The sequence below is a fragment of the Hydrogenophaga sp. 5NK40-0174 genome, assembly GCF_040372165.1.
In the GTDB taxonomy this organism is placed as follows: Bacteria; Pseudomonadota; Gammaproteobacteria; order Burkholderiales; family Burkholderiaceae_C; genus Hydrogenophaga.
The window spans coordinates 1,071,042-1,096,646 of sequence record NZ_BAABWG010000001.1; the positions used below are offsets into that span (position 1 = coordinate 1,071,042).

The following is a 25,605-nucleotide window of genomic DNA, read 5'->3' on the forward strand; positions in this document are numbered from 1 at the left end:
CCGACTGTAAGCCCTGTTCACACGTCTCATGCCCGACCTGGGGAGACCGAGGGTTTGCACTAGGATCGTCATTTTAGTTTAGTTCTAAACTATTTATAGCTGAACTAAATTCGACCTGCAACATGAAAATCGTCTGCATTGGCGGCGGCCCGGCTGGTTTGTATTTCGCCCTGCTCATGAAGCAGCAGGACCCGGCGAACGACATCACGGTCGTTGAGCGCAACAAGCCATATGACACCTTCGGCTGGGGCGTGGTGTTCTCGGACGCCACCATGGACAACATGCGCGAATGGGACCCGGAGACCGCGGGAGAGATCCAGGAATCCTTCAACCACTGGGACGACATCGAACTGCTGTTCAAGGGACGAACCATCCGCTCCGGTGGCCACGGATTCGTCGGGATCGGGCGCAAGAAGCTGCTCAACATCCTCCAGGCCCGGTGCGAACGGCTGGGCGTGAATCTGGTGTTCGAAACAGAGGTCACCTCCGATGCCGATTACGCGGACGCCGACTTGATCATCGCCAGTGACGGCATCAACTCCCGGATTCGCACGCAGCACGCCGATGTCTTCAAACCCGATATCGTCACCCGCCCCAACCGCTACATCTGGCTGGGCACGAAGAAGCTGTACGACGCCTTCACCTTTGATTTCGTTCGGACCGAACACGGCTGGTTCCAGGCGCACATCTACAAGTTCGACGAGTCGACCACCACGTTCATCGTCGAATGCACTGAAGCCACCTGGCTGGCCCACGGGCTGGACAAGGCTGACCAGGATGCCTCGGTCGCCTTTTGCGAGCAACTCTTCGCCGAGAACCTGCAAGGCGAAAAGCTCCTCACCAACTCACGCCACCTGAGAGGCTCGGCCTGGCTGAACTTCCAGCGTGTGGCCTGCGAGCAGTGGTGGCTTCAGAACCCCCACGGCAGCCACCTGGTGCTGATGGGCGATGCCGTGCACACGGCCCACTTTGCGATTGGTTCGGGAACCAAGCTCGCCATTGAAGACGCCATCGAACTGACGCGCCAATTCAAACAGCACGGAAACGACCCATCGCAGATTGCCGAGGTGCTTAACACCTATCAGGCCTTGCGCCGCGTCGAGACCCTGCGCCTTCAGAACGCCGCCTGGAATGCCATGGAATGGTTCGAGGTGTGCGGCCAGCGCTACTGCGACCAGCTGCCTCCGGACCAGTTCATGTATTCGATGCTGACCCGCAGCCAGCGCATCAGCCATGAGAACCTGCGCCTGCGCGACGCCAATTGGCTTGGGGGCTATGAGCGCTGGTTTGCCGAACAGGCCGGTATGCACCTGAGCACCGACGCACAGGTGCCACCGCCCATGTTCACACCCTACACCGTGCGCAGCGTGACGCTGAAGAACCGCATCGTGGTCTCGCCCATGGCGCAGTACTCTGCCGTTGACGGATTGGTCGGCGACTACCACCTGGTTCACCTGGGCGCTCGCGCCATGGGCGGTGCCGGGCTGGTGTTTGCCGAGATGACCTGTGTGAGCGCCCAGGGGCGTATCACGCCGGGTTGCCCGGGCCTCTACGCCCCCGAACACACGAAGGCCTTCAGGCGGATCGCGGACTGGATCCACCGCCACACGGATGCGAAGTTCGCGATCCAGATCGGGCATGCCGGTGCCAAGGCGTCGACACGGGTGGCCTGGGAAGGTATCGACCAGCCGCTGGAAAGTGGCAACTGGCCCATCATTTCGGCGTCTGAGCAGCAGTACCTGGAAGGCGTGAGCCAGACTTCCAAAGCGATGACGCGCGCCGACATGGACCATGTGACGGCCGAGTTTGTGGCCGCCACCCTGGCGGCAGCCGAAGCCGGGGCTGACTGGCTGGAGTTGCATTGCGCACACGGCTACCTGCTCTCCAGCTTCATTTCACCGCTCACGAACCAGCGGACGGATGAATACGGTGGCAGCCTGGAAAACCGGCTGCGCTACCCGCTGGAGGTGTTTGCTGCGGTGCGCGCGGCGTGGCCGAACCCTCTGCCGATGTCGGTGCGCATTTCAGCGCACGACTGGGTGGAAGGCGGCATCACACCGGAAGACGCCGTCCTCATCGCGAAGGCGTTCAAGGCTGCTGGCGCCGACATGATCGATTGCTCTTCAGGACAGGTGAGCAAGAAGGAGCAGCCGGTGTACGGACGGATGTTCCAGACGCCATTTGCCGATCGCGTTCGCCAGGAAGCCGGCATTCCGACGATTGCCGTGGGTGCCATCAGCGAAGCGGACCACGCCAACTCCATCCTCGCGGCCGGACGTGCCGACCTTTGCGCCGTGGCGCGGCCACACCTGGCCAACCCTGCCTGGACGCTGACCGAGGCCGCCAAGATCGGCTACACCCTGATCGACTGGCCCAAGCAATACCGCTCGGGCAAGACGCAAATGGAAGCGAACTTCGCCCGCGAAAAGGCGATGGGGCAATGAGGAAGGACACCTGACGTGACGACCTCTTCTACTGCATCTTGGGTTCGACACGCACTGGTCACCGGTGGTGGCCAGGGTATTGGGGCAGCCATCGCGCGTCGTCTGGTCGAACAGGGATGCACGGTCACCGTTCTGGGCCGCCGGCTCGACGTGGTGCAGGCGATAGCCCGGCAACACCCCGACCGGATGCAGGCAGTGGCCGCCGACGTGACGGACGCCGCACAGGTCGCCCAGGCATTTGAGTTGGCGCGCGAGCGTTTCGGCCCCATCCACATTCTGGTGAACAACGCCGGGCAAGCGGCCAGCGCACCGTTCATGAAAACGGAGCAGACGCTGTGGGATCAGATGCTGGCAGTGAACCTCACCGGCACCATGCTCTGCACGCAGGCTGCCCTGCCCGACATGCTGAATGCCGGATGGGGGCGCGTCGTCAATGTCGCGAGCACCGCCGGCCAGACCGGCTACGCCTATGTATCGGCCTACTGCGCCGCCAAGCATGGGGTCATCGGCCTGACGCGCTCCCTGGCGCTCGAATTTGCACGCAAAGGCATCACCTTCAATGCGGTTTGCCCTGGCTACACCGAAACCGACATCGTGGCCACCAGCATCGCCAACATCGTCGCCAAGACCGGTCGCACGGAAGCCGAAGCGCGCGCCGAACTGGTCAAGTCCAACCCCCAGGCGCGGCTGGTCCAGCCCGACGAGGTGGCCGACGCCGTGTCCTGGCTGTGTGGCCCCCATGCCGGCGCCGTGAATGGTCAGGCCATTTCGGTGGCCGGCGGCGAAGTCATGTAGTCCCTCCATCTCTCTCGTTCGACATTCTCCATTTCAGCCATACGAATACACAACAGCCTCATGAACAACGACACCAACGCCAACATGGTCGACCCTTCCCTGCTGGCTGGAAACCGCAAGCTTCTCGCAAGCTACCAGGCCAGGCACTTCCAGTGGGAAGTGAGCAACCAGGTTGGCACCATCACGCTGAACCGGCCCGAGCGCAAGAACCCCCTCACCTTCGACAGCTACGCCGAACTGCGCGATTTCTTCCATGCGCTCAAGTGGGCCGATGACGTCAAGGCCATCGTCATCACGGGCGCAGGCGACAACTTCTGTTCAGGCGGCGACGTGCATGAAATCATCGGCCCGCTGGTCAAGCTCAAGGCGCCAGAGCTGCTGATGTTCACCCGCATGACGGGCGAGCTGGTGAAGAACATGCGCGGGTGCCCGCAACCCATCGTGGCTGCCATCGATGGCGTTTGTGCCGGTGCCGGCGCCATCATGGCCATGTCGTCCGACATTCGCTTCGGAACCGCACGCAGCAAGACGGCCTTTCTGTTCAACCGCGTCGGCCTGGCCGGCTGCGACATGGGTGCTTGCGCGATCTTGCCCCGCATCATCGGCCAGGGCCGAGCCAGCGAGCTGCTGTTCAGCGGTCGATCGCTGGGCGGTGAAGAAGGCGAGCGCTGGGGATTCTTCAACCGCCTGTGCGCGCCCGAAACGTTGCTGGCCGATGCCCAGTCGATGGCGTCCGACCTGGCGGCTGGTCCCACCTTCGCCAACGGCGTCACCAAGACGATGCTGCATCAGGAATGGGCCATGACCATCGAGCAGGCCATCGAGGCCGAAGCCCAGGCACAGGCGATCTGCATGTTGACCGAAGACTTCAACCGTGCCTATGAAGCCTTTGTGGCCAAGCAAAGGCCCGTGTTTCAGGGCAACTGATTCCAGCGACCACAACACATCTCCATGAGCGACACCTCCTACCTCGACTGGCCCTTTTTCGAGTCACACCATGGCGAGCTCGCAAGGCAGCTGGATGCCTGGGCGAAGGACCACATTTCTCCATCGCACAGTCACGACGTCGATGCTGAATGCAAGGCCCTGGTCACTGCTCTTGGCAAAGCCGGCTGGCTGCGCCATGCCATCGCCGGCAAGGATGCCGGTGGCGCAAGCGATGTCATCGACACGCGCGCTATCTGCCTGATTCGCGAGACGCTCGCACGCCACAGTGGGCTCGCCGACTTTGCCTTTGCCATGCAGGGCCTCGGTTCGGGTGCCATTTCGCTGCACGGCACGCCCGAACAGCGCAACCGCTACCTCACCCGTGTTGCCAACGGTGAGGCCATCGCGGCGTTCGCACTGTCTGAGCCCGATGCAGGCTCGGATGTCGCCGCCATGGCCTGTTCGGCCGAGGTCGATGGGAGCGACTACATCCTCAATGGCGAAAAGACCTGGATCTCCAACGGTGGCATCGCTGACTTCTATGTGGTGTTCGCAAGAACCGGCGAAGCCCCGGGAGCGCGTGGCATCTCGGCGTTCATCGTGGACGCCGGCACCCCCGGCTTTTCCATCGCCGAACGCATCGAGGTGATCGCACCGCATCCGCTGGCGCGCCTGCGCTTCGACAACTGCCGCATTCCGGCCAACCAGCGGGTGGGTGCCGCGGGCGAAGGCTTCAAGGTCGCCATGCGCACCCTCGACGTGTTCCGCACTTCGGTGGCCGCCGCGTCGCTCGGCTTCGCCCGCCTCGCCCTGGACGAAGCCTTGAAGCGAGCAGCTTCCCGCAAGATGTTCAACGGTGTGCTGGCCGACTTCCAGCTCACCCAGGCCAAGCTCGCCCAGATGGCCACCGCCATCGACAGCGCGGCCCTGCTCACCTACCGGGCAGCCTGGCTGCGCGACCAGGGCAAGAACGTGACCCGTGAGGCCGCCATGGCCAAGATGACCGCCACCGAAAGCGCCCAGCAAGTCATTGATGCGGCCGTTCAGATCTGGGGCGGCTTGGGCGTGGTGAGTGAAATGCCGGTGGAGCGCCTGTACCGCGAAATCCGGGCGCTGCGCATCTACGAAGGCGCGACCGAGGTGCAGCAACTCATCATCGGCCGCGACTTGTTGAAGACCCCCCTCGTCTGACCTGGAGCCAGCCCATGCCCACTGCCCACGTTGACACCTTCACTCGCGACAACCTGCCACCGCGGGAAGACCAGCCCGAGTACCGGTTTGATTTCCCGGGCCTGCAGTTTCCCGACCAACTGAACTGCGCAACGGAGCTGCTGGACCGCCATGTTGCAGAAGGCCGTGGCGATCGTCTGTGCATTCGCGCCCCGGGCTTGAGATGGACGTATGCCGACTTGCAGGAGAAGGCGAACCGCATCGCCAATGTGCTGGTAGTAGAGATGGGGCTGGTGCCTGGTCAGCGCGTCTTGCTGCGTGCACCCAACAACCCGATGCTCGCGGCTTGCTGGTTTGCGGTGATGAAGGCTGGCGGCGTTGCCGTGGCCACGATGCCCTTGCTTCGGGCCAAGGAGCTCAAGGCCATTGTGGAAATCAGCCAGGCGACCCACGCCCTGTGCGATGCCTCGCTGGAAGAAGAGCTGCGTCTGACCCTGCCCGACACCCCAGGGCTTCGGCAAGTCCGCCATTTCAATGGTGCAGGCCCCGATGGGCTGGAAGCCGCCATGGCTCGGGTATCTGCCGAGTTTCACAATGTCGACACCGCTGCCGACGACACCTGCCTGCTGGGTTTCACCTCGGGCACCACTGGCGTGCCCAAGGCCACGATGCATTTCCACCGCGACGTCATGGCCATCTGCCAATGCTGGCCGCCACACATGCTTCGCCCCGAGCCTGACGACGTGTTCATCGGCAGCCCCCCGCTGGCCTTCACCTTTGGTCTGGGCGGATTGCTGCTCTTTCCGATGGCGGTGGGGGCATCGACGGTGCTGCTGGAAAAGGCCAGCCCACCCCAACTGCTGGAAGGGATCGAGGCATTTGGCGCCACCGTGCTCTTCACGGCACCAACCTCGTATCGCACGCTGGCGGCACGCAACGTGGAACTTCGCCGCACCCCGCTGCGCAAATGCGTGTCGGCTGGCGAAGCCCTGCCGGCATCGACGCGGGCCCTGTGGAAGGAAGCCACTGGTATCGAGCTGATCGATGGCATCGGGGCCACCGAAATGCTGCACATCTTCATCTCGCACGACGAGGCCAGCGCCCGGCCCGGCGCCACGGGCAAACCGGTTCCCGGCTACCGGGCCAAGGTGGTCGATGATGCCGGCCAGGAAGTGCCCCCGGGCACCGTGGGCAAGCTGGCGGTGCAGGGGCCGACCGGCTGCCGCTACCTGAACGACGAGCGTCAGAAAAATTATGTGAAGGACGGCTGGAACATCACGGGCGATACCTACCTGATGGACGATGACGGGTACTTCTTCTACCAGGCCCGAACCGACGACATGATCATTTCGGCCGGCTACAACATCGCCGCGCCAGAAGTGGAAGACGCGTTGATGGGCCACCCTGCCGTTGCCGAATGCGCGGTGATCGGCGTGCCAGACGAAGAACGCGGCCAGATCGTCAAGGCATTTGTGGTGTTGAGGCCGGGCCAGACAGGCGACGCCACCATGGTCAAGACGCTTCAGGACCATGTGAAGCAGGAAGTCGCTCCTTACAAGTATCCCCGCGCCGTGCAGTTCATCGATCGCCTGCCGCGCACCCAGACAGGCAAGTTGCAGCGGTTCAAGTTGCACGACGCGGCCTGACGATAGCCGCTCACCCGGCCACTATCGCTATCGCTGTACCCATACGTTTAACCCTTTACCTATTCCTGTACCGGAGACACCTCATGCAAGTTCTGCTTCCCCCCGGCTGGCCTCGCCCACGCGGTTATGCCAATGGCGTTGCCGCCCGCGGCCAACAGGTCTACGTGGCCGGTATGGTGGGCTGGGACGCACAAGGCGTCTTCCATAGCGACGACATGGCAGACCAGACCCGGCAAGCGCTGGAGAACGTCGTTGCTGTCCTCAAAGAGGCCGGGGCCCGTCCCGAACACATCGTGCGCATGACCTGGTACGTCACCAGCAAGAAGGAATACCTGGAGGCATCCCGGGCCATCGGTGCTGCCTTCAAAGAGCTGATCGGGTGCTTCACCGCCGCCATGACGGCCGTTGAAGTCAGTGCTCTGATCGAAGACCGGGCCAAGGTGGAGATCGAGGTCACTGCCGTCATCCCGGATTGACCGCGCGACCAAGGACAGAGCCATAGGGCTTGACCCGAGACATGAACAAAGACCCCCTTGATTCGAGCTTTTGCCATCCAACCAGAGAACTGTCACCCATATGAACACAAGTTCTCATTCAAAGGGTTTTCCCCTGTTCTAACGCCGAATACATGCACTATAGTGCAACCAACATTCAACGCTATTGAACCTTTCACACAAGCCCAAATCCGCTGAAATCACCCCGATCCACGGGAAATGACGCTTTCCTCACGACCGCAAGAAAGACAGGAGACCTGATCCATGACTACCCGCCGCCAACTCATTGCCCGCAGCGCAGCTCTCTGGGGCGCAACTTCTTCAGGGCTGTTGCTACCGCAGCTTGTGCGGGCACAGTCCGACAAGCTGCGCGTTGGATTCATGCTCCCCTACACGGGCACATTTGCCAAACTGGGCGTGGCCATTGAAAACGGCTTCATGCTGGCGTTGAATGAGCAAGGCGGCAAGCTTGGCGGCCGAGAGATTGAGTTCTACAAGGTGGACGACGAATCCAACCCGGCCAAAGGCGTGGAAAACGCCAACAAGCTGGTTCAGCGTGACAAGGTTGATGTTGTGATTGGCACGGTTCACTCCGGCGTACAAATGGGCATCCACAAAGTGGCCCGTGACTCTGGTGTGCTCAACATCATCCCCAACGCAGGCGTTCATGCCGCTACCCGTGCGCTTTGCGCCCCCAATGTCTACCGCACGTCTTTCACAAATTCCCAGCCAACGCTCGCCCTGGGCAAGGCCATGGTGGAGCGCGGCCACAAGAAGGCCGTCTGGATCACATGGAACTACGCCGCTGGTGAAGAGGCCATGGAAGGCTTCGAAGCCGGTTATACAGCTGCCGGTGGCACCATCATCAAGAAGCTGGGTGTACCTTTCCCCAACGTCGAGTTCCAGGCCATGCTCACCGAAATCGCCGCGCTCAAGCCCGACGCTGTGGCCTGCTTCTTTGCCGGCGGCGGTGCGGTGAAGTTCCTCAAGGATTTCAAAGCCGCCGGGCTGGACAAGAGCATCCAGCTTTACGGCTCCGGCTTCCTGACCGAGGGTGTGCTGGACGCAGCGGGAGATGCTGCGCAAGGCGTGCTGACCACCATGCACTACAGCGACGCGCTGGACATTCCTCGCAACAAGCAGTTCCGTCTGGACTTCGCCAAAGCGTTCAAGACGCAGCCCGATGTATACGCGGTTCAAGGCTACGACGCTGGCCAGTTGCTCATCAAGGGCGCCAACGCTGTCAAAGGCGACCTGTCGAACAAGAAGGCACTCTACGGTGCCATGGACGGAGCCTCGATCGACAGTCCCCGAGGCATGTGGACGATGAGCAAGGCCCACAACCCGATTCAGGACATGTACCTGCGTGAAGTTGTTGGCAAGGAGAACAAGGTCCTGGGCGTGGCCGGCAAGGCTGTCGAGGACTCCGGCAAAGGCTGCCGCCTGGGCTGATCTAGCCTCGCTTGTCCCGATGACACCGCACTGGAGGCAGCCCCTCAGGCCGCCGCCAGGCGGTAGTTTGCGTCCTGGTTCTTCCTGACCCGAATCAATGGATTTCGCTACCTTCCTGATTCAGTTGCTCAACAGTGTCCAGTATGGACTGCTGCTCTTCATGCTGGCGGCCGGCCTGACGCTGATCTTCGGCATCATGGGCGTGGTCAACCTTGCACATGGCAGCTTCTACATGCTGGGCGCCTATCTGGCCTGGTCACTCTCGTCCCATCTGGGCAACCTGGCACTGGCTTTGGTTGTGGGCACATTGCTCACAGTGGCCATGGGCTGGCTGCTGGAGGTGCTGCTGTTCCGGCATTTCTACCACCGAGACCACCTCGACCAGGTGCTGATGACCTTCGGTCTGATCTACATCTTTGAAGAGACGCGCTCGATTCTGTGGGGCGACGACGTTCATTCTGTCGCCATTCCCGAATCCCTCAACGGTGCCATTGCCCTGACTGACACCCTCTCCTACCCGGTCTACCGTCTGGTGGTCTGTGGCGTCTGCATCGTCCTGGCCATTGCGCTGTATCTGCTCATCACCAAAACCCGCCTGGGCATGAAGATCCGTGCCGGCGCCTTCAACCACGAAATGACCGAGGCACTGGGCATCAATGTCAAGCGCATTCATGCACTGGTCTTCGCCATGGGCGTCGGGTTGGCGGCACTGGCCGGCATGGTGGCATCCCCCTTGTCCAGCGTCTATCCCGGCATGGGCGGCTCGGTACTCATCATGTGTTTTGTGGTGGTCGTCATAGGTGGCATCGGATCGGTGCGAGGCGCACTGGTAGCTGCCTTGCTTGTTGGCCTGGTCGACACCTTTGGCAAGGTGCTGGCACCACAAGTAGCCGGTATGGCGGTCTACATTCTGATGGCAGCGGTTCTGCTGTTCCGCCCTGAAGGCCTGTTCAAGCAATAAGTTTCTTTCCTCGGGGTCGGCCATGGCCAGTCCACCGAAACCTCGCCCATGAGTCATCCTCGCTCACAGTTGGAACACTTTCCTGCCGCCGTCAAGGCCATTCTTGCCCTTGGTGCTGCGGCCTTGCTTGTGTTCCCTTTCATTCCAGGCGACAGCATGGACTTCTATGTCCAGCTCGTCACGCAGATGATGATCGTCGCCATCTTCGCCATGAGCCTGGACCTGCTTCAGGGCGTCACCGGCCTGGTCTCACTCGGCCATGCGGCTTTCTTCGGCCTGGCCGGGTATGCGCTGGCTTTCAGCACACCAAACGACACGCCGGCCAGCCTGCTGACCAGCCTGCCCCTGGCCATGCTGGCATCGGGCGCAGCGGCCGTCGTCATTGGCGCACTCGTGGTCAGGACCAAAGGCATCTACTTCATCATGGTGACGATGGCCTTTGCCCAGATGGTGTTCTACCTTTTCCACGACAACAAAGACCTCGGTGGCTCGGACGGCCTTTACGTGTACTTCCGGCCAGACGCGACGATGCTGGGGTTTGATCTGGAAAACAAGCTGCACTTCTACTTTTTCACCCTGGCCTGCATGCTGGTGGTTTACGCACTGCTGCGACGCCTGCTGTTCTCGCCATTCGGCCGTGCATTGGGCGGCATTCGCATCAACGAGCACCGCATGCGTGCCGTGGGCTATGGCACCTACAGCTACAAGCTGACGGCCTTTGGCCTCTCGGGCATGCTGGCCGGCCTGGCTGGCTACTTGTGGGCGGCTCAAACCGGCTACGTCAACCCTGAGCTGATGGGTTTTCACATGAGCGCCCACGCCGTGATGATGCTCATCCTGGGCGGCATGGGCAATTTTGCCGGCGCCATCATCGGCGCCTTTGCATTCGAATACCTGATCCATCTGTTCAAAGACATGACCAAGCACTGGCAGCTTGTCATGGGTGTTTTCATTGTGCTCGTGGTGATCGTTGCGCCGCAGGGTTTGCTTGGACTTCTGAGCAAATTCCTGGGAGGCAACAAAGCCAGCACAAAGGGCCAACAAGACTCGGCGTCTGAGAGCAATGACCAGGAGGCTGCATCATGAAGGGCATTCCTGTTCTGCAAGCCAAAGGTCTGGTGAAGCGATTTGGCGGTCTGGCGGCCGTCAACAACGTTGATGTCGATTTGTACCGAGACCAGATCACGGCGGTGATCGGCCCCAACGGGGCTGGCAAATCCACGCTCACCAACCTGCTCTCGGGCGATTTGCCACCCACCGAAGGGCGTATCACACTCAATGGCAACATCATCGGTGGCCACAGCCCTGAGTCGATTGCCCGGCTGGGCTTGGGCCGCAGCTACCAGAAGACCAACATCTTCCTGCCCTTGACCGTGTGGGACAACATTCGTCTGGCGGCACAGGCCAAGGAGCAACACCTGCCTTTCAATCCGCTGCACTGGCTGACCCGTGCCGATCGCAATGCCCGCGTTCAGGCGCGCTGCGAAAAAGCTTTGCAGTTGGCGCGGCTGGAGCACCGCAGGCACCAGGTGGCAGCAACTATCAGCCATGGCGAGCAGCGCCAACTCGAGATCGCCATGACTTTGGCCACCGAACCCACCGTGTTGTTGCTGGACGAGCCCTTGGCGGGCATGGGTCAGGCCGAGGCCGAGCGCATGGTCGAGCTGCTGCTGGCGCTGAAGGCGGAGCACGCGATGATGCTGGTGGAACACGACATGGAAGCGGTTTTTGCGCTGGCCGACAACCTGACCGTGATGGTCAATGGCCAGGTCATCGCAGCAGGAACACCTGAAGAAGTCCGAAACGATGCCGGCGTTCAGGCCGCATACCTGGGCGAGGAGGCAGAAGCATGAGCAACGCAAACCTGCTGGACGTCTCGGGCCTTCACACCCACTACGGCGCAAGCCACATCTTGCGCGGCGTGGATTTTCGTGTCGCCAAAGGCGAGACCATCGGCCTCATGGGCCGCAATGGCATGGGCAAATCGACCTTGCTCAAGTCCATCATGGGCATCGTCAAACCGACGAATGGCACAGTCCAGATCAAGGGCCAGAACATGACGGGCCGCAGCCCGTACGATGTGGCGCGCCTGGGCATTGCTTACGTGCCAGAAGGCCGCGGCATCTTTGGCAACCTGAGCGTGCGGGAGAACCTGATCATGGCCGCGCGCCCGGGCACCGAAGGCCAGCGCGAATGGACGTTCGAGCGCGTCATGGAGACCTTCCCTCGCCTGGGTGAGCGCATCAACCACGGAGGGCAGCAGCTCAGTGGAGGCGAGCAGCAAATGCTGACCATTGGCCGCGCGCTCATGACCAACCCTGATCTGCTCATCCTGGATGAAGCCACTGAAGGGCTGGCGCCACTGATTGCCAAGGACATCTGGCGCATCTGCGGCCTGATCCGAGAGACCGGCATCAGCAGCGTCATCGTGGACAAGAACTGGAAGCATGTGACCCAGATCACCGACCGCAACGTGATTCTGGTCAAAGGCGAGGTGGTGTTCGAAGGCGAAACCGCAAAGCTGCTCGCAGAGCCCGATCTGCTGGCAACCCATCTGAGCCTCTGAAAGGCTTGGCTTTCGACTCCGATTCCTCCACCGTTTCTACAGCAAAGGCCTCAGCTCTCTTGCCGCATCCAGCAGCAGCGGCAGATGGTCTTGCAGCAAGTCCGAAGCGCTGAGCCGGTCGGCGGCCACCACCACATTCAGCGCCGCCACGGTATGGCCACGCATGTCCCGCAATGGCACAGCCAGCGCCGTGACGCCCAGTTCGTGCTCTTCGCTGGCCAAAGCGAAATCATCCTTGCGCACCTGGTCCAACGCGGCTGAAAAACGCTTTGCCTCTACAGTGGTTTGCGCGGTGAGCCGCCGCAGCTCCCTGCCTCTCATCCACTCCCGAAGCTCTTGCCGTGTTTTGGCGGCCAGCAGCACCCGCCCGGTCGACGTGGCATGGGCCGGCAGGCGCGCGCCCAGATGCAAACCATGTGCCAGGAATCGCTGACCACCTACCGACGCACTGCGCGCCACGATGACAACCTCGTCGGCGTCCAGCACAACGGCTGAGAAGGATTCGCGCGTTTGGACCGCGAGGCGATTGAGCGTGGGCTGCAGCAAGCGAGGCAGGCGTGCCGACGAGAGGTAACTGCCCGAAAAGCGCAACACCTTGGCCGACAGCCAATAGTGGCTGCCATCAGTATCCAGGTAGCCAAGATGCGCCAGTGTCAGCAGATGCCGCCTGGCCGCTGCGCGCGTCAGGCCCGCGCGCTCGGCCGCCTGGGTGGCATTGAGGCGTTGGCGCTCGGTATCGAAGGACTCCAGCACGGCCATACCTTTGGCCATCCCTGCAATGAAGTCTGCTTTGGCAATGCCCTTGTCCGTCATGGGTTTCGTGTGGATGAAATGGTTGGCGTTGTGCTGCACCGCATCACAATCGATGCGCGATTATCGCGCAGTGCATCTGATTATCGCGCAAGGCCGTGAATCCCGGGTAGGCACTGCTCGGGTGGCAATTTACGCTCAGTCCAACATCAAAAGCCTTCGAGGAGTCACTTCACTCCTGCCGGCTTTCAGCACTGAAACTCTTCAAGACACCTCACCATGCGTACCCAAGTCGCCATCATCGGAGCAGGCCCATCCGGCCTGCTGCTCGGCCAGCTGCTCCACAAGTCAGGCATTGACGCCATCATTCTCGAACGCCAGACCGGCGACTACGTCCTCTCCCGCATTCGCGCTGGCGTTCTGGAGCAAGTCTGCATCGACCTCATGGACGAAGCCGGCGTGGGCAAACGCATGCATGAAGAAGGCCTGATCCACGGCGGCTTTGATCTGCTGGTTGACGGGCAGCGTCATCGCATTGACATGAACAAGCTCACCGGCGGCCAGAACGTCATGGTGTATGGCCAAACCGAGCTGACGCGCGATCTGATGGAAGCCCGCGAAGCGCAAGGCCTGCCCACGGTGTACAGCGCGGACAACGTGCAAGTGCACGACTTCGACACCGACAAACCACGCGTCACCTACGAGAAGGATGGACAGACGCATACCATCGAGTGCGATTTCATTGCGGGTTGCGACGGCTTCCACGGCGTGTGCCGCAAGAGCGCGCCACGCAGTGCCATCAAAGAGTACGAGAAGGTCTACCCCTTCGGCTGGCTGGGCATGCTCTCCGACACACCGCCCGTGCACCATGAGCTGATTTACGCCAACAGCCCGCGCGGCTTCGCCTTGTGCTCCCAGCGCAGCCTGACCCGCAGCCGCTACTACGTGCAGGTTCCGTTGACCGACAAGGTTGAGGAGTGGAGCGACGACGCCTTCTGGAACGAACTGCGCCTGCGACTGGACGACGAAGCCAATGAGCAACTCGTGACCGGCCCCAGCATCGAGAAGAGCATCGCCCCCCTGCGCAGCTTTGTGACCGAACCCCTGCGCTTCGGCCGCATGTTCCTGGCAGGCGACGCTGGCCACATCGTGCCACCCACAGGCGCCAAAGGTCTCAACCTCGCGGCCACCGATGTGAAGTACCTGCACAACGCACTCAAGGAGTTCTACGAAGAGAAGTCCGAAGCAGGCATTGACCGGTATTCGGAAATTGCCCTCAAACGCATCTGGCGTGCCGAGCGCTTCTCCTGGTGGTTTACCCAGCTCATGCACAAGTTTCCGGACGACGGCGAGATCGTGAGCAAGTTCCAGCGTGCTGAAATCGACTACCTGCTCAACTCCGAATCCGGCCAGAAGACGATTGCGGAAAACTACGTGGGTCTGCCGCTCGACTTCGGGCAGTGACGCATGGGCGCACACCGGACTGACAAATCCGTGTGACCACACTAAAGTGAAGGGCTGACCAAGACTGGTCAGCCCTTTCTTCATTTTGCGCACCATGACCCGACAAACCCAGTCTTCAATCAAAGCGTCCACCACCATCGCGCCCGCCACAGAAGCCAACCTGGGCATCAAGGCGCTGAAAGGCGTTCGGGTGTTGAGCCTGGCCTTGAACCTCCCCGGCCCCGCGGCATTGCAGCGATTGAGGACCATGGGTGCGAACTGCACCAAGCTGGAGCCGCCAGGTGTGGGGGACCCCATGGCCCACTACAACACGCAGGCCTATGGTGAACTCCATGAAGGCATCAAGGTGCTGACAGCGGATCTGAAGGCGCCTGAAGGGCAGCGCGCCCTGCACAAGGCCCTCGCCAAAACCGACATCCTGCTCACCTCGTTTCGGCCTGCCGCACTCAAGCGGCTTGGCCTCGGGTGGAAGGAGTTGCACAAGGACTACCCCGGCTTGTCCATGGTACGTGTGGTGGGCGCCCCAGGCCCTGAGGCCGACCTCGCCGGCCATGACCTGACCTACATGGCAGAAGCCGGCCTGGTGCCCTCTTTGGCTTTGCCGCCCACCCTGTATGCCGACATGGCGGGCAGCTTGCTGGCCAGCGAAGCGGCGCTTCAGGTCATGCTGCGCAGGCAATCCTCAGGCAAAGGCAGCGAAATGGAGGTGGCCTTGTCGGAGGCAGCCCAATGGCTGGGCTTGCCGCGCCGTTGGGGCATGACGCAACCCAAGGGGGTGGTGGGCGGTGCGCACGCTGGTTATCAGGTCTATGCCTGCATCAAAGGGCGTGTGGCCGTGGCGGCTTTGGAACCCCACTTTGCACAGCGCCTGTGCGAAGCGGCAGGCCTCCGTGCGGGCGCCCACCTCAAGATGACATCGCCTGCCACGCGCAAAGCCCTTGAATCGTTTTTCGCTGGCAAGAGCCGGCGTGAGGTGGATGCCTTGGCCAAGGCGGCGGATCTGCCGGTACACACGCTGCCGCCGGGTCGATAGACCCACCAACCACTCATCAATGCGTTGATTGCCCACCCGGCATGTTGGCGATCAAGGTTTTTGTCCATGCAGGCAAGCGTTTGACCACCGATTGCACCTTGCCGGCGCGGCTGCGCGCCACGAGGCGGTGAGGTGAAACACCTTGGCGTCCCTTGCCCGATGTGTCGTAGAGCAGCGCGAGGTCAGCCATGGCCACGGCTTGCGCCAAATTGGCCATGGTTCTGGGGTAGCGTGAGAGCACTCGCTCTGGCGGCACGGGGTGCCCGCCTTCCAGAACCCGCTGTGCGACGCGCTCCGGCAGTTGCGCCGGATCATTGACGGAAACGACCAGCAGCACAACCTTGAAACCTGCAGCTTGTGCAGAGGCGATCAGGTCCAGCTTCGAATGGTGCGAGAACACCGTCTCGCTCACAAACGTCTCGCCTGTTTTCAGCAGCCAGGCTCTTCGCTCGTCTGCCCATCGGCGGGCCTCCTGGGAGCGAGCGCTTGGGTCGACCATGTGCTGCAGGTTCGCCGCCTCGTACAGGTCTGCATTGACGAATTCAGCCTCCGATGGAATAAGCCCTTCGGCGACGGATGCAGCGTAAAGCGTGGATTTGCCGGCACCGTTGGGGCCAGCAAGCAAAAAGAAGATCGGTGGTGTAGAGGGCGAAGTCAAATCGCGCTGACGCCCTCTTCCTGCACCTTGCGGCGGCGGCCTTGGACGGTTTGCCGCACCGCCTGGGCCAGGCGCCCTGTGGACTCAGCTTCCAGAAACCGCGCCTCAATGGCATCCAGCGGATCGACCACTTCGGCAGATTGCTGTGCGTCATGTCGCGCAATCGCGTCTCGGGCTTCCTGAACGGTCAGGCCCGAGGCCTCGGCAATTCGACCGAGCGTGGCCCAATACTCAATCTGGCCGGCCACAGACCGACGCATGGGTTGCGCTGCTTCACGGGCTTGTTGCACCAAGCCGGACGGAAGCTTGACCGAGGAGAAGGTGTTGGCGGACGGGTTCGACATAGCAGACTCCTTTATGGCGCATTTTGCGCCATAAAGTGAGTTTTTGCAACCAAACCACCACCATATCAAAACACCCGCTGAACCTCGTACCCCTTGGCCTTGAGCAACGCCGGCACGCCCTTGGGCCCGATCATGTGGAGCGCCCCAACGGCAGCAAACAGCAAATGACCTTGCTCATGTGCGGCCGCAATCCCGTCGGCAAGCCCAGGATTCCGGTCATCCAGCAGACGCTTCATCTGCTCGCGCTCCTGCTCGGTATTCAGGCATTCACACCATGTCTCGAATGCCTCCAAAGACATGAGGTCGCGGTTCGCCCATGCGTTGATGAGCCGCATGGCGCGCTCGCCGCTTTCATCGTCAGCCATGTCATTGAGCATACTGTCGATCAACTTCACGGCAGACGCGTTGTCGGGCGCACTCAATGCCGCCACCTGTGTGTCCACGTCTTCGAGCGACACAATGGGCAGTTGGCGCGCATGGCCGACTGAAAGCAACAGGAACTCCGAACCGTACATGGCATGGAAACCGGATCGCGCCAAGCGAGCCACTTCCAGCTGCGCGACAAGCACTTCCGTCGGACCGCGCTCCAGTGCCTGTGCAGGCAGGCATTCGGCCTCCCATGCTGCAGTCACACGTTGCCTGAGACCGTCGGGCAGGTCACGAGGCGCGCTGTCCATGCTGCTGGCCATCGCGTTTTGCACCTTGGTGTTGCTGATGTCGACTTCCACCGCAATCGCCGTCGCGGACATCAGGGCGCTTCGCAGCTTGGGGCCAGGTGCCAGCCACTCGGCCCGGCCAGCGTGCGAGGTGCCGTACAAATACGACACGCGTCCTTTGTGGCCAAAGCGCCAGAGAAACCCTCGGTCCTGCGCCGTTTCAGCGGCGGCCCTGAACATGGCCGGGGACGGTGGTTCAGGCTTGGGCGGACAACTGGGCGAGGCTGACTCTGCATAGGCCGTCGATAAACCGCCAAACGCGCAAAGCAGCACAGACGCAACGCTGCGCTTCCAACCCAAACTGACACTCGACGTAGATGTCGATGTTGATATCGATTCAACTTTCGATTTCAAACGCGATCGCAAACGTAAACGCACGACACGCCTCCCTTCAAATTGTTCTTCGCAACTTGCCCTCAGGCTGGTATCACCGGCCGCCTCGACCTTTCCCCGGGCGTGCGGGCTTGCCACCGCCCCCTTTCTTTCCACCAGCGGGTTTGGCGCCGGTTTCTCGCGGCGGCAGACCCGTGTGCTGCGTCAGCACACGCCCCTTGGGCGGGGCCACCCCCGTCTTGGTCCGCTGCACTGCGGAAGGTGTGCTGTTCTTGCGGCGAGCGCTCTGGTAGCTACCATCGCCCACCGGCTGGTAATTGGGAATGAGGTGTTTTTTGCCGTTGCCAATCAGGTCGGCACGTCCCATGGCCTTGAGCGCGTCGCGCAAGAGCGGCCAATTGTTCGGGTCGTGGTAACGCAGAAAAGCCTTGTGCAGTCGCCGACGGCGCTCACCCCGAACAACATCCACCTTCTCAGCCCGCTCGTCACGGTGAATCCCTTTGAGCGTGTTCAGGCCCGAGTGGTACATGGCCGTGGCGGTCGCCATGGGGCTGGGGTAAAAGGTTTGCACCTGATCGGCCCTGAAACCATTGTCCTTGAGCCAGACCGCCAGATTCATCATGTCTTCGTCGCGCGTGCCAGGGTGCGCCGCGATGAAATAGGGAATCAGGTATTGCTTCTTGCCCGCTTCTTCGCTGTACTTCTCGAACATGGTCTTGAAGCGGTCGTAGGTGCCGATGCCCGGCTTCATCATCTTGGACAGCGGCGCGTCTTCAGTGTGCTCTGGGGCGATCTTCAGGTAGCCGCCCACGTGGTGCTGCACCAGTTCTTTGACGTACTCCGGGCTCTTGACCGCCAGGTCGTAGCGCAGGCCAGAGCCGATCAGCACTTTCTTGACGCCACGCAACTCGCGCGCCCGACGATACAGCCGCACCAGCGGGCCATGGTTGGTGGTCAGGTTCTGGCAAATGCCGGGATAGACGCAACTGGGCTTGCGGCAGGCCGCTTCAATCTCGGGGCTGCGGCAGCCCAGTCGGTACATGTTGGCGGTGGGTCCGCCCAGGTCGGAAATGACGCCGGTAAAGCCCTCCACCTTGTCGCGGATTTCTTCCAGCTCGTGCAGGATAGAGGCCTCTGAGCGGCTCTGGATGATGCGGCCCTCGTGCTCGGTGATCGAGCAAAAGGTGCAGCCGCCAAAGCAGCCGCGCATGATGTTCACGCTGAAGCGAATCATCTCCCAGGCCGGGATTTTGGTGGTGCCGTCGTGCCGCCCGTTTTCGTCCGCATAGCGCGGATGCGGGCCGCGCGCGTACGGCAAGCCGAACACGTAGTCCATCTCGGCCGTGGTTAACGGAATCGGCGGCGGATTGATCCAGACATCTCGCGCCGTATGTCCCTCGCCATGAGCCTGCACCAGCGCCCGTGCGTTGCCAGGGTTGGTTTCCAGGTGCAACACCCGGTTGGCGTGTGCGTACAGCACAGGGTCGCTCTTGACCTTCTCGTAGCTGGGCAGGCGAATCACCGTGCGTTCGCGCGGCAGCCGTGCGACGCCGCCCGGCCCTTGCGGGCGATGAATGGTGATGGGCTTTACCCCGCCGTCCTTTGGCGAAGGCGTTGCACCGGCATCGCAGCTCTGGCCTTGGGACTTGGCCTGCTCGCTCGTCGTCTGGTAGGGGTTGATGTGGTCTTCCACATGGCCCGGCGTGTCCACCTCCGTGGAATCCAGCTCAATCCACCCTTCGGATGTGGGGTCGTCCGAGCGGCGAATGAAAGCCGTGCCTCGCACATCGGTGATCGACTCCACCGGATCTTTTTGCGCCAGGCGGTGCGCCACTTCCACCAAGGCACGCTCGGCGTTGCCGTACAGGAGCAGATCGCACTTGCTGTCCACCACGACAGAGCGGCGCACCTTGTCGCTCCAGTAGTCGTAATGCGCGATGCGGCGCAGGCTGCCTTCGATGCCGCCCAGCACAATCGGCACATCCTTGAACGCCTCGCGGCAGCGCTGGCTGTAGACGATGGCTGCCCGGTCGGGCCGCTTGCCACCTTCGTCACCCGGCGTGTAGGCGTCGTCGCTGCGGATCTTCCGGTCAGCGGTGTACCGGTTGATCATCGAATCCATGTTGCCCGCCGTCACACCCCAGAACAGATTGGGCTTGCCCAGCACCTTGAACGGGTCAGCGCTCTGCCAGTCGGGCTGGGCAATGATGCCCACACGAAAGCCCTGCGCTTCCAGCACGCGGCCGATCACCGCCATGCCAAAGCTGGGGTGGTCCACGTAAGCGTCCCCGGTCACCAGCACGATGTCGCAACTGTCCCAGCCGAGCGCGTCCATCTCCTCCCGACTGGTCGGCAGAAATGGCGCTACACCGAAACGCTTGGCCCAATAGGGGCGATAGCTGGAGATCGGTTTGGCTTGGCGGGGGAACTGGGAGACGTCGACGAAGGCGTTCATGGGGAAAGCAATCAGCCAGGCAGCAACAGCGCTGCCGGCATAGCCGTGAGGCACCTCTCAAGTGTAGGGCTTTGGCGTCTTCCATGAGCGCTGTAGGGACGCTTTTGCCCTCGGCAAGAGCTCTGGCGCCTTGACTGTGCCGTGCGGCCCGGGTATCGGTGAAAAGGCAGCCATTGGCGATTTCGTGGCTTTGTCGATGAGATCACCCCGGTTTGAGCCACTAGCATTGCCCCGGCCTGAGTTCAACCGCCCAAGCCGCAACACCCGCAACAAAGCGTACCGTTCATCCCGTTACGGCTCTTACGGGCCTCGCCGGAATGTAATGACCTACGCCGATAGCATGAAAACCGCAATTTTTTAAAGGAGATGTCATGGCACTGCACTTCGGCAAACGCGAACCCGAACAACCCAAGGTTTTCAGCAATTCCAACACCAGCGGCACGGCTGCCACGCGATACGGCAACGCCAGTACGCCCAGCACCCCAGGCGCCACATCTTCGAGTACCGACACCGTGAACACCAAACCCAATACGCCTGTCACTGACACCAACAGCTCCACTCCTGAAGGCGGCAGCAAGCTCACCGTCGGGCCAAACATCAAGCTCAAGGGCGTCGAGATCACCGATTGCGACACCTTGGTGGTTGAAGGCCTGGTCGAAGCAACCATGGATTCCCGCGTGATCCAGATCGCCGAGCAAGGTGCCTTCAAAGGCTCTGTGGAGATCGATATTGCCGAAATCCGCGGCAAGTTCGATGGCAATCTGACCGTGCGCCAGAAATTGGTGATCTTCTCCACCGGCAAGGTGACTGGCAAGATCCGCTACGGCAAGGTGGTCATCGAAGAAGGTGGCCAGCTCTCCGGAGACATCCAGTGCAGCGAAGCACCTGAGAGCAGCAAGTCCAGCGCAAAGGAAGCCGGCAAACCGGCCATGGCTCTGGCTGCCTGATCGCCGCCAAGCCCTCTCTGGCTCAGGCCAGATGGCCCAGAGGCCCCCGCAGCCTGGCTGCCGGAGGGCCTTTTTTGCGCCACAGACTCCTCCGTATGCGCGCAGTTCTTGTCGCCTTCGGCGCGCTCCCGTTATGCTCTTGGAATGTACGCCGAATTCTTTGGTCTGAAGCAAGCGCCTTTCACGATCGCGCCAGACCCGCAATTCCTATTCATGAGCTCGCGCCACCGGGAGGCGCTGGCTCACCTGCTCTTTGGTGTACAGGGCAACGGGGGCTTCGTCCTGCTCACAGGCGATATTGGCGCTGGCAAGACAACCATTTGCAGACGCTTTCTCAGCCGTTTGCCCCGTGCCTGCCACGTCGCCTACATCTTCAACCCCAAGCTCACAGCCAGGGAACTGCTTCAGACCATCTGCGACGAGTTCGGCATCAAGGTTGCCGTGCCCGCATCTACCTCCGACCACGGCACCAAAGCCTACGTTGACGCACTGAATCAGTACCTGCTCACCCTGCACGCCGCAGGGCATCACGCCATTCTCATCATCGACGAAGCCCAAAATTTGTCGGTAGATGTATTGGAGCAGCTTCGCTTGCTCACCAATCTGGAGACCAATGAGAGCAAATTGTTGCAAATCATGCTCATTGGACAGCCGGAGCTGAGGGAGGTACTGCAGCGTCCTGACATGGAGCAGCTGGCGCAAAGGGTGGTGGCTCGCTACCACCTCGGACCCCTGAGTCCGGATGAGACAAAGGCCTATATTCGCCAGCGGCTGAAAGTAGCCGGACGAACAGGCCCCTTGCCTTTCAACGACAAGGCCGTGGAGCGAATTCACAGCCTGTCTGGCGGCGTCCCTCGCCGCATCAACCTGCTTTGCGACCGCGCCATGCTGGGCGCCTTCGGGCGGTCCATGGACGTGATCGACGAAACCATGATTGCCACTGCCGCCAGGGAGGCGTTCGAGCTGTCCACCTCACCGCGTGCAGGTGCGCTCGGCGCCATGGCATCTGGCCCTGGCGGCCGACCTCGCGGATTCAACTGGCACTGGATCGGCTATGCCATGACAGCGCTAGGCGCCGCCGCCGCCGCTTGGTGGGCCATGAACCAGTCAGCCACAGTGGTGGCAAAGTCGCCTCCGGAACCCACTCAGCAGCTCGCCAGCATCTCCCCTGCCCCCGTTCAGCGTGCTGTGCAGCCGGTCTCGGCCCCCAGGGTGGCGATGGCCGAGCGTCTTGATGATGCAGTGTTCAGCGATCTGATGCAGGATGAAGAACAAGCCTGGCGTTCGCTGGGGGCTTACTGGGGAAAAACCTCTCTCGGGGAAGGCCCGGCTTGCGAGTCCCTTCAGGCCAAAGGTGTTCAGTGCTTTACCACCGGCAGAATGTCGGACCGAGGCCTGGTGACACTGGACAGGCCTGCAATTCTGAAGATTGCGGCCGAGGCCAGTGGGACAGGAACACCTCGCTGGGCCCTGCTTCTGGGCATCACCGCTGAAAAAGCCCTGCTTGCAGGATCGAGCAAACAGTGGTGGCTGCCATTGGCCGAACTCACCCGTCATTGGCATGGTTCATACGCCACGCTCTGGGTCACACCGCCTGGCACCACAGAGCGCATCGCCCGGGTCACGGATGAAAAGGGCAAAAGGTGGGTTGACCAGCAACTGCGAGCGCTTCAACTGGCCAACAAACTGACCGCCGAGGCGAGCGACCTGGACGCTCGCGTCAAGGCGTTTCAAGGCGAGTACGGCATCGATATCAATGGCAGCATCAACACGCTCACGCTGATGCGCCTGAACATGGTCATTGGCGTGAAGGAGCCGCGCCTTCTCCATACCGAGTCGCCTCTTGCGCCGTCCTCTCCCGGCAGCGCGGCCTGACCAAGCAGCTTGCCGAACGCACACCTGATCCGCCCACATGTCTTACATCCTTGACGCCCTGCAGAAAGCCGAAGCTGACCGCCGTATGGAAGCCGGCGACGACTTCGAGTCTGTGGCCTTCTCGGCTGGAGCCCCCTCCGTCGGGACAGAGGGCAAGCCAATGCTGCGCAAATGGTGGGCAATGGGCGCGATGGGACTGCTGGTGATCGTTGCGGCCGCCTCCGCGGGATGGTGGATTTCGAAGCGTCAGCCGCAGACCGACGTCAGCGTCGACGAAGCCAACCGGACATCCACAGGCTCAGTCGGCTCACCGGACACGGAAGCGACCCGGGATGCCAAGGGACGCCCCCACCCCACGACGGCGCAGCCTGAAGTCGACGCCCAAGAATCGGGCCCGACGCCGCCCATACTGGTCGCACCTGACCCTCCACCACGGCCGCGCCCGGCAACGGCCACGGCGTCGGTCAAACCGGCCACGGCCGTCGAGCCGCAGTCTGCACCCGCTCTTTCGGCGACGTCAGAGGTGACGACACCGGCCACTTCCGCCAAGGCCGCTCCCCGGCCGGGCGAACAGGTTTTGCCCAATTTCGAGCGCACCTCAGGCCTGCCACAGCTCAGCATTTCCGGCGCCTCGTACTCCGACAATCCTGCGCACCGCATGATCATTGTCAATGGAGAAGTGATCAAGGAAGGCCAGCAGGTCGCCCCCGGGGTCGTGGTCGAAGTCATTGGTGCCCGTTCCGCCATCCTCAAGCACGGCGGAAAGCGCTACAACGTCAACTACTGACTGAAAGCACCCCACCCCTGATGGCACAGACCCCGCAATGGCTGGTTGTCCGGCATCTCACTGTGCCCCTTGGTGGGCAGGCAGTTCTTCAGGATTTGAGCTTCTCCGTGTCCAGCGGAGTCCAGTTGATCACGGGCGACGAAGGTTCAGGAAAGACGACACTGGCCAGAACGCTGGCTGGAATGCAGGCGGTCAAAAAAGGGACTGCCACCGTCCAGGGGCAGCCCCTGACTCTTGCCAAACTGGACAACGGTGTACTGCTCGCCGACGCGGTGGTGGCCGAGAGCCAATACGACCTGACCGGCGAGGCCACCTGGGACAGGCTGCGACAACAGTGGAAAGACTTTCACGACGGCGCCATGCAGGATCTGCTCGCTCTGTTCGGGCTGGAAGAGCACATGGCAAAGCCATTGTTCCAATGGTCGACCGGTAGTCGCCGAAAGCTCGGCTTGTGTGCAGCGTTCGCAGCTGGAGCGCCGTTGGCGGTCCTGGACACGCCCTATGCGGCACTGGACGCACGATCTTGTGGAGCACTCGACGAAGTCCTGCAAGACCTTGCCGACCACCCCCATCGCTGCTGGCTCCTTCTCGACCATGAGCCACCTGCGGGCCTCGGCCAGACGGCAGCCTTTCAGCTGCCCTGAAACCTATCCGCCTGGTACCCGTCTGATGTGAATCTGACGGGATCCCGCTGGTATTCCGGCGAAATCACGTAGTTTCCACAACGCGAGGCGCTCCCCGGCGCCCATAGACTGCGGGCTCACCCATTCCAACCAGAGGAGCCAAATCATGCAGCTCAAGCAACTTTCCTTCGCGGTCGCTCTCGTCGTGGCCAGCACCGCCGCCATGGCAGAACCCATGGTCATCAAGTACAGCCACGTGGTGGCCGAGCAGACCCCCAAGGGTCAGGCCGCCATCAAGTTCAAGGAACTGGCCGAGAAAGCCTTGCCAGGCAAGGTTGAAGTCCAGGTGTTCCCGAACAGCCAGCTGTTTGGCGACGGCAAAGAAATGGAAGCCCTGTTGCTGGGCGACGTGCACATCATTGCACCGTCCCTGGCCAAGTTCGGCAAGTACACCCCCAAGCTGCAAGTGTTCGACCTGCCTTTCCTGTTTGACGACATCCACGCCGTGGACCGTTTCCAGGACGGCCCCAAGGGCCAGGAGCTGCTCGACTCCATGAAGAAGAAGGGCATCAAGGGTCTGGGCTATCTGCACAACGGCATGAAGCAGCTGTCGGCTCAGAAACCACTGAAGACGCCTGCTGATGCAGAAGGTCTCAAGTTCCGCATTCAGAGCTCCGACGTTCTGGAAGCACAGTTCAAGGCTGTTGGCGGAAACCCCCAGAAGCTGGCGTTCGCCGAGGTCTACCAGGCACTGCAGACGGGCGTGGTTGACGGTACCGAGAACCCATGGTCCAACATCTACACCAAGAAATTCCACGAAGTACAGAAGTACATCATGGAGTCCGACCACGGCGTGCTCGACTACATGGTCATCACCAACACCGGCTGGTGGGACGGTCTGCCTGACGACGTGCGCACCGCACTGAACAAGGCCATGGTCGAGTCCATCAAGTACGGCAACAAGGTCGCCTTTGACGAAGCCGCCAACTACCGCCAGAAGGTCATCGACGACAAGAAGGCTGAAGTGGTCAAGCTGAGCAAGGACGAGGTCGCTCAGTGGCGCAAGGCCATGCAGCCCGTGTGGAAGAAGTTTGAAGGTGACATCGGCAAAGACGTGGTCGACGCCGCCATCGCTGCCAACAAGAACTGATCCACCACTTGGTCA

23 protein-coding genes are annotated in these 25,605 nt (G+C 61.6%); 18 read left to right on the forward strand and 5 right to left on the reverse strand.

From position 1 onward, the window contains the following. Positions 1-122 precede the first annotated feature (122 nt). The 11 genes from ABWV89_RS04950 to ABWV89_RS05000 all read left to right on the forward strand — a co-directional run bounded on the left by ABWV89_RS04950 (position 123) and on the right by ABWV89_RS05000 (position 12,455). Positions 123-2,444 (forward strand): bifunctional salicylyl-CoA 5-hydroxylase/oxidoreductase, encoded by a 2,322-nt coding sequence (locus ABWV89_RS04950; RefSeq protein ID WP_353394861.1) that lies wholly within the window; start codon positions 123-125, stop codon positions 2,442-2,444. 15 nt (positions 2,445-2,459) lie between these two features. Beyond that, positions 2,460-3,239, forward strand: a complete 780-nt coding sequence (locus ABWV89_RS04955; protein WP_353394864.1) for an SDR family NAD(P)-dependent oxidoreductase — start codon at positions 2,460-2,462, stop codon at positions 3,237-3,239. A gap of 60 nt (positions 3,240-3,299) precedes the next feature. After that, positions 3,300-4,166: an enoyl-CoA hydratase family protein gene (locus ABWV89_RS04960; protein WP_353394866.1), complete on the forward strand. Its 867-nt coding sequence runs from the start codon at positions 3,300-3,302 to the stop codon at positions 4,164-4,166. Between the two features lie 24 nt (positions 4,167-4,190). Then, positions 4,191-5,357 carry an acyl-CoA dehydrogenase family protein gene (locus tag ABWV89_RS04965; RefSeq protein ID WP_353394868.1) on the forward strand — a complete coding sequence of 389 codons (1,167 nt, stop codon included), beginning with the start codon at positions 4,191-4,193 and terminating at the stop codon, positions 5,355-5,357. 14 nt (positions 5,358-5,371) lie between these two features. Further along, entirely contained in the window at positions 5,372-6,982 is a 1,611-nt protein-coding gene (locus ABWV89_RS04970; RefSeq protein WP_353394870.1) for a benzoate-CoA ligase family protein, read from the forward strand. Between the two features lie 83 nt (positions 6,983-7,065). After that, positions 7,066-7,458, forward strand: coding sequence for a RidA family protein (locus ABWV89_RS04975; RefSeq protein WP_353394872.1), 393 nt, complete (start codon positions 7,066-7,068; stop codon positions 7,456-7,458). Between the two features lie 282 nt (positions 7,459-7,740). Next, on the forward strand, positions 7,741-8,928 hold the full coding sequence (locus ABWV89_RS04980; RefSeq protein WP_353394874.1) for an ABC transporter substrate-binding protein: 1,188 nt from the start codon (positions 7,741-7,743) through the stop codon (positions 8,926-8,928). 97 nt (positions 8,929-9,025) lie between these two features. After that, positions 9,026-9,889, forward strand: a complete 864-nt coding sequence (locus ABWV89_RS04985) for a branched-chain amino acid ABC transporter permease (RefSeq protein ID WP_353394876.1) — start codon at positions 9,026-9,028, stop codon at positions 9,887-9,889. A gap of 48 nt (positions 9,890-9,937) precedes the next feature. Beyond that, complete coding sequence (locus tag ABWV89_RS04990; protein WP_353394878.1) at positions 9,938-10,975, forward strand: branched-chain amino acid ABC transporter permease; 1,038 nt, start codon at positions 9,938-9,940, stop codon at positions 10,973-10,975. Then, the gene (locus ABWV89_RS04995) at positions 10,972-11,742 is read left to right on the forward strand and encodes an ABC transporter ATP-binding protein (RefSeq protein ID WP_353394880.1); all 771 of its coding nucleotides are present in this window, start codon (positions 10,972-10,974) and stop codon (positions 11,740-11,742) included. Before ABWV89_RS04990 ends, ABWV89_RS04995 begins: the two co-directional genes overlap by 4 nt. After that, on the forward strand, positions 11,739-12,455 hold the full coding sequence (locus tag ABWV89_RS05000) for an ABC transporter ATP-binding protein (protein WP_353394882.1): 717 nt from the start codon (positions 11,739-11,741) through the stop codon (positions 12,453-12,455). Before ABWV89_RS04995 ends, ABWV89_RS05000 begins: the two co-directional genes overlap by 4 nt. Positions 12,456-12,491: 36 nt before the next feature. On the opposite strand, the gene ABWV89_RS05005 is transcribed toward ABWV89_RS05000, so the two are convergent. Continuing rightward, on the reverse strand, positions 12,492-13,268 hold the full coding sequence (locus tag ABWV89_RS05005) for an IclR family transcriptional regulator domain-containing protein (protein WP_353395177.1): 777 nt from the start codon (positions 13,266-13,268) through the stop codon (positions 12,492-12,494). 216 nt (positions 13,269-13,484) lie between these two features. Between ABWV89_RS05005 and pobA the strand changes: the two genes are divergently transcribed. After that, the gene (gene pobA, locus ABWV89_RS05010; protein ID WP_353394884.1) at positions 13,485-14,669 is read left to right on the forward strand and encodes a 4-hydroxybenzoate 3-monooxygenase; all 1,185 of its coding nucleotides are present in this window, start codon (positions 13,485-13,487) and stop codon (positions 14,667-14,669) included. A gap of 94 nt (positions 14,670-14,763) precedes the next feature. Beyond that, on the forward strand, positions 14,764-15,702 hold the full coding sequence (locus ABWV89_RS05015; RefSeq protein WP_353394889.1) for a CoA transferase: 939 nt from the start codon (positions 14,764-14,766) through the stop codon (positions 15,700-15,702). 16 nt (positions 15,703-15,718) lie between these two features. On the opposite strand, the gene ABWV89_RS05020 is transcribed toward ABWV89_RS05015, so the two are convergent. The 4 genes from ABWV89_RS05020 to ABWV89_RS05035 all read right to left on the reverse strand — a co-directional run bounded on the left by ABWV89_RS05020 (position 15,719) and on the right by ABWV89_RS05035 (position 20,208). Further along, positions 15,719-16,360, reverse strand: coding sequence for an ATPase (locus ABWV89_RS05020; RefSeq protein ID WP_353394891.1), 642 nt, complete (start codon positions 16,358-16,360; stop codon positions 15,719-15,721). Next, positions 16,357-16,704, reverse strand: a complete 348-nt coding sequence (locus tag ABWV89_RS05025; RefSeq protein WP_353394893.1) for a TA system antitoxin ParD family protein — start codon at positions 16,702-16,704, stop codon at positions 16,357-16,359. Before ABWV89_RS05025 ends, ABWV89_RS05020 begins: the two co-directional genes overlap by 4 nt. A 65-nt stretch (positions 16,705-16,769) precedes the next feature. Then, complete coding sequence (locus ABWV89_RS05030; RefSeq protein WP_353394895.1) at positions 16,770-17,600, reverse strand: TraB/GumN family protein; 831 nt, start codon at positions 17,598-17,600, stop codon at positions 16,770-16,772. A 247-nt stretch (positions 17,601-17,847) separates the two neighbouring features. Further along, positions 17,848-20,208: a YgiQ family radical SAM protein gene (locus ABWV89_RS05035; RefSeq protein ID WP_353394897.1), complete on the reverse strand. Its 2,361-nt coding sequence runs from the start codon at positions 20,206-20,208 to the stop codon at positions 17,848-17,850. Positions 20,209-20,579: 371 nt separating this feature from the next. Here ABWV89_RS05035 and ABWV89_RS05040 point away from each other — a divergent pair, with 371 nt between their 5' ends. The 5 genes from ABWV89_RS05040 to ABWV89_RS05060 all read left to right on the forward strand — a co-directional run bounded on the left by ABWV89_RS05040 (position 20,580) and on the right by ABWV89_RS05060 (position 25,590). After that, a complete protein-coding gene (locus tag ABWV89_RS05040; RefSeq protein ID WP_353394899.1) occupies positions 20,580-21,155 on the forward strand; it encodes a bactofilin family protein in 576 nt (191 codons plus the stop codon). A 213-nt stretch (positions 21,156-21,368) separates the two neighbouring features. Further along, complete coding sequence (locus ABWV89_RS05045) at positions 21,369-23,030, forward strand: ExeA family protein (protein ID WP_353394901.1); 1,662 nt, start codon at positions 21,369-21,371, stop codon at positions 23,028-23,030. Positions 23,031-23,067: 37 nt separating this feature from the next. After that, positions 23,068-23,817 (forward strand): general secretion pathway protein GspB, encoded by a 750-nt coding sequence (locus ABWV89_RS05050; RefSeq protein ID WP_353394903.1) that lies wholly within the window; start codon positions 23,068-23,070, stop codon positions 23,815-23,817. Positions 23,818-23,837: 20 nt separating this feature from the next. Next, positions 23,838-24,461: an ABC transporter ATP-binding protein gene (locus ABWV89_RS05055; RefSeq protein WP_353394905.1), complete on the forward strand. Its 624-nt coding sequence runs from the start codon at positions 23,838-23,840 to the stop codon at positions 24,459-24,461. A gap of 145 nt (positions 24,462-24,606) precedes the next feature. Further along, complete coding sequence (locus ABWV89_RS05060) at positions 24,607-25,590, forward strand: TRAP transporter substrate-binding protein (protein ID WP_353394907.1); 984 nt, start codon at positions 24,607-24,609, stop codon at positions 25,588-25,590. Positions 25,591-25,605: the final 15 nt, after the last annotated feature.